We start from the raw sequence: 15,702 nt of genomic DNA, 5'->3' as shown, positions 1-15,702 counted from the left end.
CCTTTCCCACCGACGCGAACGCAAACACATGAAACGAAGGCAAACAGGTGGCGCCCGGCACCGCCTCCGGGGTCACCGGGCCACCGCGCGGCAGTAGCCCTCGTCGGTGGCCAGGAGGTTGCGGTGCGTGTCCTCGGCCGTGACGACGCCGTCGTCCAGAACGAGGACGCGGTCGGCGACATCCAGGAGTGCGGGGCTGCTGGTGATCACGAGGGTGGTGCGGCCCCGGCGCAGCGCGGCGACGTTGCGCGCGATGAGCTGCTCGGTGACGGCGTCCACTGCCGTCGTCGGGTCGCGCAGCACGAGGACCTCGGTGTCGGCGGCGAGGGCCCGGGCCAGCGAGAGACGCTGGCGCTGTCCGCCGGACAGGTTCGCTCCCCGGTCCCGGACGGGGTGGTCGAGGCCGTCCGGGTGCAGCGCGACGACATCGGTCAGCATGGACGCCTCGACGGCCGCGGTGACCGACCGGCCGGTGCCCGACGGGTCGATGTTGGTCCGCAGGGTGCCCGCGAAGATCTCCCCGTCGTACGGGTTGACCAGCAGATGCTCGCGGACCGCCTCGACCGACAGGTCCGCCAGGTCCCGGCCTCCGACGCGCACCACCCCCTCGTAGGCGCCGGGCGGCACCCGCAGGGCGAGCACCGCCGCGAGGTCGGCCGCGGCGCGCGGCTGGTAGGCCGCGATCGCCACGAACTCTCCCGCCGCGACATGGAACTTCAGCTCGCGCAGGGCCCCGTGGCGCACGCAGTCGATCTCCAGCCCGCCGCCCGCGGCCGGCCGGCCGGACCCCGGGACCGTCACCGGCGGGGCGTTCAGCACCAGTGCCATCCGCTCGGCGGAGGCACGCGCGATCATCACGTACTTCGGCATCTCGGAGAACAGCTTGAGCGGTTCCATGATGAACTGCGCCAGCCCCACCGCCATGACGAGTTCGCCGATGGTGATCCGCCCCTCGAACGCCAGCCACCCGGCCGTGAGGGTCACGGCGGCGGCGAGCACCGCGTTGAGGGCGAGCGCGGCGCCCGCGTAGGCGCCGTTCGCCCTGGCAACGGTGACGGACTGGTGCCGCGCCTCCGCGCTGACCTTCCGGTAGGACCGGAACGCCGCGTGGTTGCCGCCGAAGCCGTGCAACGGGCGCAGGCCGATGATCAGGTCGGCGACCTTGGCGCCCGCCCGCGCCACCCGGGCCTGCTGTTCACGGGTGCCGGAGCCGATCCTCCTCGACATCACGCTCAGCACCGTCAGGATCGCGACCGTGCCGGCGATCACCAGCACGCCGAGCCGCGGGTCGGCCAGGCCGAGTGCGACGGACGCGACCAGCACCGCGACAAGCGAGCTGATCAGCAGCGGCACCACCTCGATGATGTCGGCGGTCTGGTCGGCGTCCTCGGTGGCGATGGTCAGCACCTCGCCGGACTTGAGATCGACGTCCCTGGCGACGGGCTGGAGTCCGCACTCGGCCACCCGGACGCGCCAGCGGTGCGCCTCGGTCGTGTTGGCCTTCTGCAGCACGCGCATCCCGAACCGCCACGACAGCGACACCGTCGTGATGATCACCGCGAGGGCGGCGATCGACACGCCGAGCGAGCCGAGGCTCCGGTCCCGCATGGTGTGTTCGACGATCAGGCCGAGGGCGATCGGGAAGGCGGTCTCACCGGCCTGGTACAGGCCCATGAGGACGGTGCCCCCGGCCATGGCGCCCGTGTTGCGGCGCAGCGCGGTCCGCAGGATGTCGGACCCCGGGCGGGGCCGCTTCTTCTTAGCAGTTGTCATCGAGGTGGCGGGCAATCGCTTCCGGGGTTCGCAGGGTGAACAGATCGCGGATCGTGATCACTGGACCGTACTCCCGGCGGAGCAGCCCGGTCAGCCGCACCGCCAGCATGGAGTGTCCGCCGAGGGACACGAAGTCGCTCACCGCGCTCACCTCGTCGTCGTCCAGGTCCAGTGCCTCGGCGAAGAACTCGCAGACCGTGGCCTCCGTCTCCGTCGCCGGCCCGCGCTCCCCCGCCGTGGTCAGCGCGCCCAGCGGCTTGGCCTCGGGCAGCGCCTTGGTGTCGGCCTTCCCGTTCACCGTCAACGGGATGGCGTCGACCCGCGCGTAGTGCGTCGGGCGCAGGAAGTCCGGCAGCCCGGCGCCGACTTCGGCGGCGACCCGCGCCAGGTCGGCACCGTCCAGCACCAGGTACGCGGCGAGCCGGTACGCGCCGTCGACCTGCGGATCGGGCTGGGCCACCGCGGCGACGAACCGCACCGCCGGATGCGCCGCGAACACCGCCTCGACCTCGCCGAGTTCGACCCGGTGACCCCGGATCTTGACCTGCTGGTCGGTGCGGCCCAGATACGTCAGGTTGCCGTCGGGCCGCCGGACCACCAGGTCCCCGGTGCGGTACATCCGTTCGCCCGGCGCCCCGAAGGGGCAGGCGACGAAACGGTGCGCGGTCTGCGCGGGCTGCCCGAGGTAGCCGCGCGCGATACCGATGCCGGAAACGTACAGCTCGCCGGGCACCCCGTCGGGCAGCGGCCGCAGCCACGGGTCCAGGACGTACACGTCCGTGTTGTCGATCGGCACCCCCACCACCGGGTCCTGGCACTCGAAGGTGCCGACGCCGAGGGTGTTGATGGTGTACTCGGTGGGCCCGTACAGGTTGTAGCCGACCGTCCCCTCGGTCCGCGCGAGCCGCTGCCACAGGGCCGGGGTGACGGCCTCGCCGCCGAGCAGCACCAGCGCGGGCCTGCGCGCCGGGTCGTCGAGCAGGCCCTCGGCGACCAGTTGCTGCGCGTAGGTCGGGGTGACGTTGACGACGTCGATCCCGTGCTCCCGGCAGTAGGCGGCCAGCCGGGGGGCGTCGCGGCGCAGTTCCTCGTCGCAGATGTGCACCTCGTGGCCGTCGGCGAGCCACAACAGCTCCTCCCACGACATGTCGAACGCGAAGGACACCGTGTGGGCGATCCGGAACACCCGGTGGCCGTGCTCGGCCAGCACCGGTTCGAAGATCCGCCGCTGGTGGTTGACGAGCATGTTGGTGAGTCCGGCGTACTCGGTCACCACGCCCTTGGGCTTCCCGGTCGAACCGGAGGTGTAGATCGTGTACGCGGGGTGCCGCAGCCGGTGGGGGTCGTCGGGGTCGAACGTCGTGAACGGTTCGGCCTCGGGCAGGGGGCGGTCCAGCTCGATCAGCTCCCCGGTGAGGCGGGGCGAGACGGCGCTCACGGTGAGGACGACCTCCGGGCGGGCGTCCGCGACGATCGCGGCGATCCGCTCGTCGGGGTGGTCCAGTTCCAGGGGGACGTACGCGGCGCCGACGCGCAGTACGGCGAAGAGCGCGACGATCGAGTCCAGGGAGCGCGGGACGGCGATCCCCACGGTCGTCTCGGGTCCGATGCCGCGCCGGGCGAGCACACCGGCCACCTCGCGGCTGCGGTCCCTCAGCTCGGCGAAGGTCAGGGCCGATCCGTGGGCGACGAGCGCCACCCGTTGCGGGGCGCGGTCCGCGGCCAGGTCGAACCGGTCGACGACGGTGTCCGTCCCGAGGTGCGTGCGGCCGGTGGGCGCCGGCGCGGCTCCCGCACCCGGCAGTGCGCCGATCGGTCCCGTCGAGCGGGCCAGGTCGTCGAGCACGCGGAGGTAGTCGTCGAGGAGGCGGCGGGCGCGCGCGGTGTCGTGGTCGCGGTACTCCAGCTTGACGGTGAGCCGTTCGCCGGGGGTGACGACCCAGGTGAACGGGTAGTGCGTGGAGTCGTCGGCCCGTACCGAGGTGATGCCGTGCTCGGCGTTCAGCTCGGCGAGGGCGTCGAGGTCCAGGAAGTTCTGGAGCACGAACAGGTTGTCGAAGAGGGTGTCGTGGCCGGCGGCGCGCTGGATCTCGCCGAGCCCCAGGTGTTCGTGCTCCATGGCCTCGACCCGGGACTTCTGCACGCCCGTCAGGTACGCACGGACGGTGTCGCCCGGCCGCGGCCTCGTCCACATCGGCACGGTGTTCAGCAGGACGCCGACGATGCCGGAGAGGCCCTCGCCCTCCCGGCCGGAGACGGTGACGCCGAACACGGCGTCCTCGCGGCCGGTGTGCGCGCCGAGCAGCAGCCCGAAGGCGCCGGTCAGCACGGAGTTCAGGGTGACGCCGTGTGTCCTGGCGGCGGCCCGCAGCCGGTCGGAACGCTCGGTGGACAGGGTGTGCGTCAGGGCCCGCGGCAGGTCGTCGCTCAGGGCGGGCGCCGGTCCGGCGAGCAGTGTGGGCCCGGACAGGCCGGACAGGTGCCGCGCCCAGAACGCCTCGGCGACGGCGGGGTCCTCGGCGGCGAGTGCCCGGGCGTGGTCCTCGAAGCTCGGGGTGGCCGGGACGGGGGTCGGTGACTCGCCCGCGCGGACGGCCCGGTAGGCGTCGAACAGGTCCCGCAGCACGATCTCCCGTGACCAGCCGTCCCACAGCAGCAGGTGGTAGCTGAGCAGCAGACCGTCGCGGTCGTCGGACAGGCGCACCACGGTGAGCCGGACCAGGGGTGGCTCCGCCGGGTCGAATCCTGTGTTCCGGTCCCGCGTCCGCAGGGCCTCGACCTCCGCTTCCGTCGCCGCCTCGACCGTGCGGACGGTCACCCGCCGGCCGGCCGTGAGGACCTGCACCGGACGGCCGTCCTCGTCGGTGGCGAAGCCGGCGCCGACGGCGGGGTGCCGCGCGATCACGTGCGCCATCGCCTCGGACAGTGCGCCCGGGTCGAGGCGCCGGTCGAAGGTGAACCAGCTCTGCGCGACGTAGTGCCCGGCCGGCCCCGCCAGTTGGGCCTGGAAGTACAGACCGCGCTGGAGCGGCGTGACGGGCGCCGTGCGTGCGGTCGTCGTGGCGGCGTCCGCGAGCCGGGTGAGCGCGTCGCGCCAGTGTGCGGTGATCGCGTCGGGGACGCCCTCGGCGAGGGTGAAGGCCGCGTGCAGGGCGCCGGTGGCGTCGTCGGTCCAGGCGTTCACCTCGACGGCGTACGGGCTGCCCTGGTCGCCCGGGGTGAGGCGCAGGGCGCGTGACTCGCCGCCCCGGCCGAGGTAGTTGAACAGCACCTGGGGGCGGGCGGTCAGCAGCGGCGCCGTCTGCGGGTCGAGGTACCGGAGCCGGCCGTAGGCGGTGTGGGCGTCCTCGTCGGGCGTGCGGGCCCCGGCTTCGCGGGCGGCCGCCACCGGATCGGCGTGCGCGGTGAGCCGCACGGGGGCCACGGCGGTGAACCAGCCGACGGTACGGGTGTAGTCGTGGTGCTCCCGTGCCGGGACGCGGCCGTGCCGCTCCAGGTCGATCGCGAGATCGGTGGGCACGGCCTGGACGCGGGTGAGCGCGACGCGCAGCGCGCCGCAGAGCAGTTCGGTGATGCCGACGCCGAGTGCGGCGGGTGCCGTGCGGGTCAGGCGGTCGCTCGGGGCGGGGGCGAGCACGGCCGTGACCGTGCGCCGTGTGCCGTGGGTGGGGAGCGGCGCGGGTGCCTGGAGGGTGGTGATCCAGTGGCCGAGGTCCTCGGCGGTACGGCCGGCGCCGGAGGCGAGTGCCTCCGCGTACTCGGCGTAGGAGGTGGTCGGCGCGGCCGGGGATTCCCCGCGCATGGCGGCGGTCAGGTCGTCGATCAGGATCAGCCAGGACACCGAGTCGACGGCCAGGTGGTGGGCGGTGACGACCAGGGTCCGGCTCGCCTCCAGCCAGGAGAACGCGACGACCCGCCCGGCCTCCGGATCGAGGCGGCCGGCCGCCTCGTCCGCCACGGTCGCCGCGGTCGCCGCGGTCGCCGCGGTCGCCGCGGTTGTCCCGGTCGCCGCGGTTGTCCCGGTCGTCCCGGTCGTCCCAGCCGTCGCGGTCGTCGCGGCGGAGTCCACCCGCTCGACGGTGACCGTGCGGGCGGGTTCGGTGGCCAGGGACCACACCCCGTGGTCGACGCGCAGCCGCAGCCGCAACGCCGGGTGCGCCGCGACGACGGCGCGCGCCGCGCGTTCGGCGTCGGCGAACCCGGCGCCCTCGGGTGCCGGCACCGCCCTGGCCTGGGCGAACCGGGCGAGCGAGCCGCCCAGTTCCCGCTGGCGCAGGATGATGGGCGTCGGCGGCAGCGGGCCGTCCGCCGGGCGGACGGACACGCTCGCCGCGGCGGGCCGGCCCGCGGCCATCCGTGTCGCCAGTTCCGCGGCGAGCGCGCGCGGGGTCCGGTGGAGGAACACGTCCTTGGGGGTGACCGGTACGCCCAGGGCCCGGGACCGGTTGACCACGGTGATGGCGACGATGCTGTCGCCTCCGGCGCGGAAGAAGTCGGTGTCGGCGTCGACGGCGGCGCCGGGCAGCGCCTCGGTGAAGACCTCCACCAAACCGGCCAGCGCGCTCGCGCCGGGGTCGCCGTCCGTGGCCGGCGGGGGGCCGCCGTGGTCGTCGCGTGCCGCGCGTGCGCGCAGGGCCTCGCGGTCCAGTTTGCCGTTGACCGTCAGCGGCAGGGCGTCCAGGGGCAGCACCCGGCCCGGCACCATGTACGCGGGCAGTCTGGCCGACAGGACCTCGGCGAGATCGCCGGGTGCGCGGCCCACGACGTGGGCGACGAGGTGGTCACCGCCGTCCGCCACGGTGACGGCCGCGTCGCGCACGCCGTCGAGTTCCCGGATCGCGGACTCCACCTCGCCGAGTTCGATGCGGAACCCCTTGAGCTGGACCTGGTCGTCGACGCGGCCGATGAACTCCAGCTCGCCGTCGAGCGTCCGGCGGGCCAGATCGCCGGTGTGGTACATCCGCGACCCGTCTCCCGTGAACGGGTTCGCCACGAACCGCGCGGCGGTGAGTGCGGGGCGCCCGAGGTAGCCGAGCGACACCTGGTCGCCCGCGACGTAGACGGCGCCCTCCTCCCCCGGCGGGACCGGGCGGAGCCGGTCGTCGAGCAGGTGGGTGACCAGGCCGGGCAGCGGCTCGCCGATCGGGCTGACCTCGTCACCGGTGGCGAAGTCCACGTCGGTCAGCACCCGCCGGGTGACGTGCACCGTGGTCTCGGTGATGCCGTACATGTTGACCAGTTCGGGGCGGTCGGTGCCGTGCCGGGCGACCCAGTCCCGCAGTCGTCCCGGGTCCAGTGCCTCGCCGCCGAAGATGACGCGACGCAGTGCGGGCAGCGCTCGCCCGGACCGCCGGTCGGCCTCCATGAAGCGGTGGAACGCCGACGGCGTCTGGTTGAGCACGGTGACGCCGCGGTCGGCCACCAGCCGGTGGAAGTCGACCGGGGAACGCGTCAGCCCGTACTCCGGCACCAGCAGTTCACCGCCGTGCGCCAGCGCGCCCCACAGCTCCCAGACGGCGAAGTCGAAGGAGAACGAGTGGAACTGGACCCAGACGTCGTCGGGTCCGAAGCCCATGTCGGGCTGGGTGTCGGCGAGCAGCGTCACGACGCTGGAGTGCGGGACGACGACGCCCTTGGGCCTGCCGGTCGACCCGGAGGTGTAGATCACGTAGGCGGGGTCGTGCCACTCCGGTCCGACGCCCGGTCCGACGCCCGGTCCGTCGGCGGCCGCCCGCGGCGCGTCCCCCTGGACCAGTACCCGCGCCCGCACGCCGGCCCGGGACAGCAGCCGGGTGAGCCGGTCGTGCTGCTCCGCCTCGACCAGGACGACCCGCGGGGCCGCGTCGGCGAGGACGTACTCCAGTCGGTCGTCGGGGTAGGCCGGATCGAGGGGCAGGTACGCGGCGCCCGCGCTGACGGTCGCGACCAGTGCGACGGCCTGTTCGAGGGAGGGCGGGACGGCGACGGCGACCAGCGCGCCGGGCCCGGCACCGGCGGCGCGCAGGACCCGCGCCAAGTCCTCCTTGCTGGCGGCGAGTTCGCCGTAGGTCAGGGAACGGGTGGTGCCGTCGAGGCGGCACTGGGTGACGGCGACGGCGGCGGGGTCTCGGCGCGCGGCGGCGTCGAACAACTCGGGCAGGGTGGTCCGGCTGACCGGTTCGGGGCGTCGCGAGTCGTCGGAGGCCAGGTCGCCGACCGGGGCGTCCGGCCGGGTGAGGAGGCCGGTGAGGGTCCGCAGGAACCTGCACAGGATGTCCCGGGCGCTCGTCTCCCGCAGGAGGCGGCCGTCGTAGATCAGATTGAAGCGCGGGCGACCGTCGGCCGTGCGCTCCGCCACCAGCGTCAACGGGTAGTGGGGCGCTCCCTCGTTCTCGACACGGGTGATCACCAGGGTGTCGTCGGGCCCGCGCAGGTCCTCGATGTCGGCGGCCACGTCGAAGACCACCAGGGTGTCGAAGAGGGTGCCGGTGCCGGCCGCGCGGGCGAGTGCGGACAGGGAGACGTGCTGGTGCGCGAGGACCGCGCTCTGGTGTTCCCTGACCGAGGCGAGCAGGTCCCGTGCCGTCGTGGTGGGAGACCAGCGGGCGCGCAGCGGGACGGTGTTGATGAACAGGCCCACCATGTCCTCGACGCCGGGCAGGTCGGCGTCCCGTCCGGACACCGTGGACCCGAACACCACGTCCGTGCGGCGCAGGATGCCGCCGAGGGTGACGGCCCAGGCGCTGTGCACGGCCACGCTCAGCGGTACGCCGGCCGCGCGGACGGCCGCGTCGAGGTCGTCCGCCGGTTCCAGCGCGGTGTCGGCGAACCGGTCGGAGGGGGTGTGGCCCTCGGCGACCAGCGACGGACCGGCGAGTCCGGCCAGTTGCTCGCGCCAGACCCGTTCGTCGGCGGCGGCGTCGCGGCGGGCGAGCCGGCGGACGTGGTCGGCGAAGCCGCCGAGCGGGTGCGCCGATCCCGGAGCGTGGTACTCGGCCAGCAGCGCGCGGAGCATGGGCATCACCGACCAGCCGTCGGCGACAATGTGGTGGACGGTCTGCACCAGGACGTCCCCGTCGGTGCCGCCGCGGACGAGCGTGAACCGCATCAGCGGTCCGGTGGCCAGGTCGAAGCCGGCGAGGCGGTCCCGCTCGGCGAGTTCGCGGATCTCGTCGGCGGTGACGCCGGGACGGTCCAGGACGGTGAAGGGCGCCTGCGCGCCGTCCTCCAGTACGGAGACCACCCGGCCGTCGGCGAGGGGTACGAAGCGGGCGGCCAGGTTCGGGAAGAGGGTGAGCAGGCGGGTGGCGGCGGCCGCGAGCCGGTCGGCGTCCACCTCTCCCTTCAGGGTGAGCAGTTGCTGCTCGACGTAGCTGCCCGTCGAGGCGTCGTCGTAGACGGAGTGGAAGTACAGGCCCTCCTGGAGCGGGGTCAGGGGGAGGACGTCCCGCAGCGCCGGGCCGTCGAGGGCGTCCACGTCGGCCTGGGTGAGCGGCAGCGGGGCGAAGTCGCTGGGCGAGTGGCCGCCGTGTTCGAGTGCGGCCAGCCCGGTGAGCGCCTGGACGTAGTAGGCGCCGAGGGTGTCGATGTCCTCCTCGGTGAACACCCCCTCGGGCCAGGAGAGGGTGGTCGCCAGTGCGTAGCCTCCGGCCGGTGCGGGTTCGGCGATCGCGTTGAACTCCAGGGCGCGCGGCAGGCGCATCCGGGGGTCGCGCCGCTCGCCCAGTTGCCCGGTGGTGTCGGTGAGTTGCCAGGGGCCGTGCGCGCCGGCCTCGAAGCGGCCGAGGTAGTTGAAGAGCACCTGGGGTGCGGGGACGTCGAACTCGCTGCCGGCCAGGTGGCGCAGGGCGCCGTAGGAGACGCCGCGGTCGGGCACCCGGGCCAGGTCCTCCTTGACCGCCTTGAGCGCGGCGGTCAGGTACCGGGGGTCCGTGGGGTCGGCGGCTGCTCCCGGGTCCACGGTCACCGGGAAGAGCGTGGTGAACCAGCCGACGGTCCGCGAGAGTTCCGGTTCGAAGCCGGCGGTCGGCGCCACGAACTGCGGCTCGCGGCCGTGGCCCTCGAGTTCGATGTGCGCGAAGGTCTGGTCCTGTCCCAGGTCGCGTCGCCGGCGGGCGAGGGCGACGGCGAGCGCGGTCAGCAGGACGTCGTTGACGCCCGCGTGGAACTTCGCGGGTGTCTCACCCAGCAGCGCGGCCGTGACCTCGGGCCCCACCGACACGGTCCGCAGGCGTTCGCGGGCGACGGTGTCGTTCTCGTCCGGTGCCCGTCTGCCGAGCGGCAGGTCGGGGCCGGGCAGGGGCCGGCGGTAGTACGCGCTGTCGGCGTCGAAGGCGGCGCGTTCCAGCAGTTGGGTCCAGCGCCGGAACGACGTGCCGACCGCGGGTAGTTCGACCGCTTCGCCGCGGGTGTGCCGGCGCCAGGCGGTGGCGAGGTCGTCCATGACGATCCGCCAGGACACGCCGTCGATCACCACGTGGTGGGCGGCGAGGACGAGTTGCCCGGCCGCGCGCCGCCAGACGGCGCTCAGCATGGCGCCGCCGTCCGGGTCCAGCGCGTCGATGGCGAGGGCCACGCACGCGTCGAGCGGCCGGTCGCTCTCCTGCCACCGGGGCGCGGTGCCGTCCGCCTCCGGGATGTCGAAGCTCCAGCGCTCGCCGCGCACCAGTCGGGCGCGCAGCATGTCGTGCCGGGCGACGAGGGCGGCCAGGATCCGGTCCAGGCCGGCCGCGGTCAGCTCCGGCGGGGTGTTGAGGACCACGGACTGCACGAAGCCGTCGATGGCGTCGGTGGTCTCGCCGAGCCACTGCACGACGGGCGAGCCGACCACGGGGCCGGTCGCCACGTCGCGGTGGTCGACGAACGCCGTGTCCTCGCGGCCGGCCACCGCGGCGAGCGCCCCCAGGGTGCTGTGCGTGAGGATCTGCCGCGGCGTGACGTGCAGGCCCGCCTCGCGGAGCGCGCCGAGGAGCGAGATCGCGAGGATGCTGTCGCCGCCGAGCTGGAAGAAGTCCTGGTCGACGCCGACGCGGTCCAGGCGCAGCAGTGCCGCGACGGCGTCGCACACCGCGCGTTCCTTCTCGGTGGCGGGCGGCACGGCCGAGGCCGTGGCGATCTCGGGTTCGGGCAGCGCGTTGCGGTCGAGCTTGCCGTTGGCGGTGAGCGGGAAGGCGCCCAGCACCACGATGTGGGCGGGCACCATGTACTCCACCATGTGCTCGCCGGCCCACGCCTTGACGTCGGCGGCCCGCAGCGCGTCGTGCCCGGCGGCCGGGATCACGTAGCCCACGAGGTAGGTGCCGCCCGCCGCGTTCTTCTTGGCGACGACGCAGGTGTGCCGGACACCGGGGTGCTCGGCGAGGCCGACCTCGACGTCCTCGATCTCCAGCCGCATCCCGCGGATCTTGATCTGGTTGTCGGCCCGGCCGAGGAAGTCCAGTGAACCGTCGGGGGTGAAGCGGGCGAGGTCGCCGGTGCGGTAGAGCCGGGACCCGTCGTCGGCGAAGGGGTTGGCCACGAACCGGGACGCCGTCAGGCCGGGCGCGTTCACATATCCCCGGCCCAGGAGGAAGCCGCCGACGTACAGTTCGCCGCCGACCCCGACCGGGACCGGGCGCAGCTCGTCGTCGAGCACGTACAACTGGGTGTTCGGGTTGGCCCGGCCGATCGACGTCGACAGGCGTTCGGCGGCGCCCCGGTAGATGACGTGGGAGACGCCGATCGTCGTCTCGGCGGGCCCGTAGCCGTGGTACATGGGGATGTCGAGCCGGGTGCGGAACCGTTCGTAGAGTTCCGGGGTCAGCACCTCGCCGCCGCACCAGACGTGCCGGAGGCTGTCCAGGCGTCCGGAGTCGCCCGCGATCTCCAGCAGCACGTCGAGCATGGACGACACGAGGTAGGTGAAGGTGACGCGCTGTTCGGCGATGACGCCCAGCAGATGGTGCGGATCGCGCTCGCCGCCGGGCCGCAGCACGACGAGCCTGCCGCCGCACACCAGCGGCAGGAAGATCTCGTTGACGGAGATGTCGAAGGACAGCGGCGCCTTGAACAGTGACGCGTCGTCGGGGCCGAAGCCCAGGATCTCGTGGACCTGCCACAGCAGGCGCTCGCTGATCGCCTCGTGCCGGATCATGGCGCCCTTGGGGCGTCCGGTCGAGCCCGAGGTGAAGATGACGTAGGCCAGTGCGTCGCCGGGGACGGTGATGTCCGGTGCCTCGGCGGGCAGTGTGCCGTGTCCCCAGTCGGCGAGGTCCACGGCCACCGCGGCCGGTTCGCCGTCGGGCCGCTCCCCTCGCGCGTTGAGCTGTACGGCGACGCGGGCGTCCTCGACGACGACGGCCCGGCGCGCGGCCGGCCAGTGCGGGTCCAGCGGTACGAACGCGCAGCCGGCCTGGAGCACGCCGAGCAGCCCGACGACCATGTCGGCGGAGCGTTCCAGGGAGATGCCGACCACCTGCTCGGCGGTGAGTCCGAGCCGGCGCAGGCGGTGGGCCAGCTGGGCGGAGAGCGCGGCGACCTCGCGGTAGGTCAGGGCACGGTGTTCGTCGACGACGGCGAGGGCGTCCGGCCTGGTCCGTGCCTGCTCGCGGAACAGCTCCATCAGGGTCGGGCGTACGCGGTCGGCGCCGGTGTCGTTCCACCGGGCCAGTTCCTCGCGCCGTGCCGCGGCACCGACCGGTGCGATGGTGCCGAGGGGCCGGTCGGGGAAGTCGGCGAGGTCGTCCAGGGCGAGCCGCGCCTCGTCCGGTGCGGCGCCCTCGGGCAGGGCGACGGAAGTGTCGTCGGTGCCGGCGTGTGAAGCCGCGTCGCCGCGGCCGCCGTTGTCGACCCAGCCCAGTACGTCCGGGAACAGGGTGCCCGGCGAGAGGTCGATGCCGTCGGGGCTGCGGCCCGTCGCCCAGTAGGACAGACCGACGGCGCACGCCTCGGCGATGGTGCGGTCGGAGAAGTCACCGGTGCGGCGGCGGATGCCGGCCAGTTGCTCGGGAGTAAGCCGTATGTGACGAGCGCTCGGTTCCATCATCGAAGACTCAACGCCCCTTCCAAGGAATGAAGGCAGGCTAGCCTGACTTAGGGTTACCTAACTAGGCCGCCTGGCTGCCCTCCCGCCAGGCTCGCCACAGCCGTGCGTACCGGCCGCCGAGGGCCACCAGCTCCTCGTGGGTGCCCTCCTCCACGACCCGTCCCGCGTCCAGCACCGCGATCCGGTCGGCCGCCATCGCCTGGGTCAGCCGGTGTGCCACGAAGAGGGTGGTGCGCCCGGCGCAGGCGGCCAGCACGGCCCGCTCCAGTCCGGCGGCGCCCTCGCTGCCCGCCTCCGCCGTCGACTCGTCCAGCACCACCACCGGCGACCGGCTCAGCACCAGCCGGGCCAGGGCGATCTGGGCGACCTTGGTGACGTCGAGGCGCTCTCCGCCCTCGCCCACCACCGTGCGCAGCCCCTCGGGCAGCGCGTCGACCCACGCGTCGGCCCCCACCGTGCGCAGGGCGTCCATGAGTTCGGCGTCGGTCGCCTCCCGCGCGGCGAGCCGCAGGTCGTCGGCGAGGGGACCGGAGAAGACGTGTGTCTCCTGGGTCAGGATGCTGACCAGGGCGCGTGCCCCGGCCTCGTCGAGACGGGCGAGGTCGGTCGCCCCGACCCGCACCGATCCGGCCTCGGGAGTGCCGATGCCCGCGATCAGCGCGGCCAGGGTGGACTTCCCCGCGCCGGTCGCCCCGACCAGGGCGAGCGAGCCGCCGGACGGGATGGTCAGGGACACGTCCCGCAGCACCGGCTCCTGGGCGCCGGGGTAGCGGTACGTCAGCCCCTTCACCGTCACCGGGTGCGGCCCGTCCTGCGCCGCCGTGACGGACGCGTCGCCGACCAGGCGGTCCGCCGCCCCCTCCCCCAGCACCCCGACCAGCCGGGTGAGGCTGGCGCCCGACTTCTGCGCCTCGTCGAAGGTGAACATGATGGCGCCGAGCGGGGTGAACAGCCGGTGGAACAGCAGCGGCGCCGCCGACACCTCGCCCAGGGTCGCGGCATCGGCCTCCAGCAGGGCGTACCCCACCACGATGATCAGGGTCAGTCCGATGAACTCGGCGCGGTTCTCCCTCCCGACGAACCGGCCGAAGAAGCGGAACACCTCGATGCCCAGGTCGCGCACCCGCCAGGACTCGCGGGTGACCTGCTCGCGGAAGGCGTCCTCGAGCCGGTACGCGCGGACCGTGTCGATGCCGTCGAGACCGCTGATCAGGGCCTGCGCCCGGTCGGCCTGCGCGCGGCGCTGCCTCTGGTAGAGCGGCGCGGACCGGGGCAGGTACCAGCGCAGGGCGAGCGCGTAGGCGGGCAGCGCGCCGGCTCCCGCGAGACCGAGCCGCCAGTCCAGTCCGAACATGCCGGCCGTGGCGATGACCACGAGGACGCCCGCCGAGAACACCGTGGGGACGGCGGTGCGGATGCCCTTGGAGATGACGGCCACGTCGTCACCCACCCGGGAGAGCACGTCCCCGCGGCCGACCTGCTCGACTCGGGTGCTGGGCATGGAGAGGACGGCCCGGACGGCTCCTTCCCGCAGCCTGGCGAGCAGGTCGGCGCCGAGCCTGCCGATCAGGTAGGTGGACGCCGCGGTGGCCGCCGCGCCGAGCAGCGCGGCGGCCCCCATGAGGGTCCCGATCGTGACCAGGACCGACTGCGACTCGCCCGCCACCACGGCGTCGACCACCCGGCCGAGGAGCAGCACCGGGAGCACCTGGAGGGCCGCCCCCGCCACCGTGGTGAGCACGGTGGCGGTCGTCAGCCAGGGCGCCCGACGGCAGTGGGTCCCGACCCACCGGGCGGCCTCGCGGCCGGTCGCCGTGCGCAGGATCGCCGGGGCGACGCGCGTCTCGGTGCGGCTCACCCCTGACCGGCCGCCTCGACCAGTTCGTCGATGGCGTACGGCATGGACAGCAGCGTGCCCTGGGAGATGGCCGCGCCGACCGCCGGTCCCTCGCTGTCGAGCAGGTACGACACCTTGCCGTTCTTCACCGCGTTCAGGTTGGTGAACAGCTCGAACTTCTTCAGCGCGTCCTGGTCCGCCTGGTCGTTGATGACGAAGACGCGGTCCACGTCGACCAGGTCGACCCGCTCCGGGGAGAGCGTCGTGTAGAAGTCACCGCCCGCGACCTCGTCGATCTCCGTCTGGTACTTGAAGCCGAGGCCCGTCACGAGGCGTCCGCGCACGTCGGTGGAGGTGAAGGGGGCCACCGACTTCTCGTACCAGGACAGCACCACCGCGGTCTGGTTCGCGAACTCGGGGTGCTCCTTCTTGGCGGTGTCGAGCTTGGCCTGGATGTCGGCGACCTTCTTCTCGCCCTCCTCGGCCTTGCCGACCGCCTTGGCGATGTGCAGCGCGTTGTCCTGCCAGGGCGCGCTGAAGGGCTCCTTCTCGGCCTTGGTGCGCGCGACCGTCGGGGCGATCTTGGACAGCTTGTCGTAACCGGCCTGGTCGATCTCGGAGTACACCGCGACGATCAGGTCGGGGCGCAGGGCGGCGATCTTCTCGTAGTTGGGGCCGTCGTCGCCGTTCTTCATGACGACCTCGGGCCGGGTGTCGCCCCATTCGTCCTTCACCCAGGGCCACTGGGTGTTGATGTCGGGGCTCTGGCCGGCCGGGTTCGGGTACTGGTCCACCATGCCGACCGGCTTGATGCCGAACGCCAGGACGGTCTGGTCGTCCGTGTAGCCGACGGTGACGACCCGCTCGGGAGCCTCGGTGACCTTCGTGGTGCCGAACGCGTGCTCCACGGTGACCGGGAAGGCGCCGCCGGCGGCCGGGGAGTCGCCGCCCGCCCGGTCGGCGGAGTCGTCGGACTCGGAACCGCATCCTGCGAGGAGGCCGACCCCGAGGGCGGCGGCGGACAGGGCCGCCGCCAGTCGTCGCCAGGGCCTGATACGCGTCGTTCTCTGGAAGAGCATCCGGGGATCCC

General features: G+C 73.6%; 4 protein-coding genes. All 4 read right to left on the bottom strand.

The window, feature by feature from the left end:
- Positions 1-72: 72 nt before the first annotated feature.
- Positions 73-1,773, bottom strand: a complete 1,701-nt coding sequence (locus ACFZP7_RS32285; RefSeq protein ID WP_385637570.1) for an ABC transporter ATP-binding protein — start codon at positions 1,771-1,773, stop codon at positions 73-75.
- Positions 1,760-12,775: an amino acid adenylation domain-containing protein gene (locus tag ACFZP7_RS32280; protein WP_385637567.1), complete on the bottom strand. Its 11,016-nt coding sequence runs from the start codon at positions 12,773-12,775 to the stop codon at positions 1,760-1,762. Before ACFZP7_RS32280 ends, ACFZP7_RS32285 begins: the two co-directional genes overlap by 14 nt.
- Positions 12,776-12,836: 61 nt before the next feature.
- Positions 12,837-14,633 carry an ABC transporter ATP-binding protein gene (locus ACFZP7_RS32275; RefSeq protein WP_385637565.1) on the bottom strand — a complete coding sequence of 599 codons (1,797 nt, stop codon included), beginning with the start codon at positions 14,631-14,633 and terminating at the stop codon, positions 12,837-12,839.
- Positions 14,630-15,691 carry an iron-siderophore ABC transporter substrate-binding protein gene (locus ACFZP7_RS32270; RefSeq protein ID WP_385637562.1) on the bottom strand — a complete coding sequence of 354 codons (1,062 nt, stop codon included), beginning with the start codon at positions 15,689-15,691 and terminating at the stop codon, positions 14,630-14,632. The genes ACFZP7_RS32275 and ACFZP7_RS32270 overlap by 4 nt, the downstream gene beginning before the upstream one ends.
- Positions 15,692-15,702 lie beyond the last annotated feature (11 nt).

The organism is Streptomyces sp. SudanB5_2050, assembly GCF_964272335.1.
Taxonomy (GTDB): Bacteria; Actinomycetota; Actinomycetes; order Streptomycetales; family Streptomycetaceae; genus Streptomyces; species Streptomyces rochei.
This window is presented reverse-complemented; position numbering and strand designations above follow the sequence as displayed.

Bases quoted from the DNA above. Each gene is read 5' to 3' on its own strand.
- ACFZP7_RS32285 (WP_385637570.1), bottom strand. From the start codon at position 1,773: ATGACAACTGCTAAGAAGAAGCGGCCCCGCCCGGGGTCCGACATCCTG.
- ACFZP7_RS32270 (WP_385637562.1), bottom strand. From the start codon at position 15,691: ATGCTCTTCCAGAGAACGACGCGTATCAGGCCCTGGCGACGACTGGCG.
- ACFZP7_RS32280 (WP_385637567.1), bottom strand. From the start codon at position 12,775: ATGATGGAACCGAGCGCTCGTCACATACGGCTTACTCCCGAGCAACTG.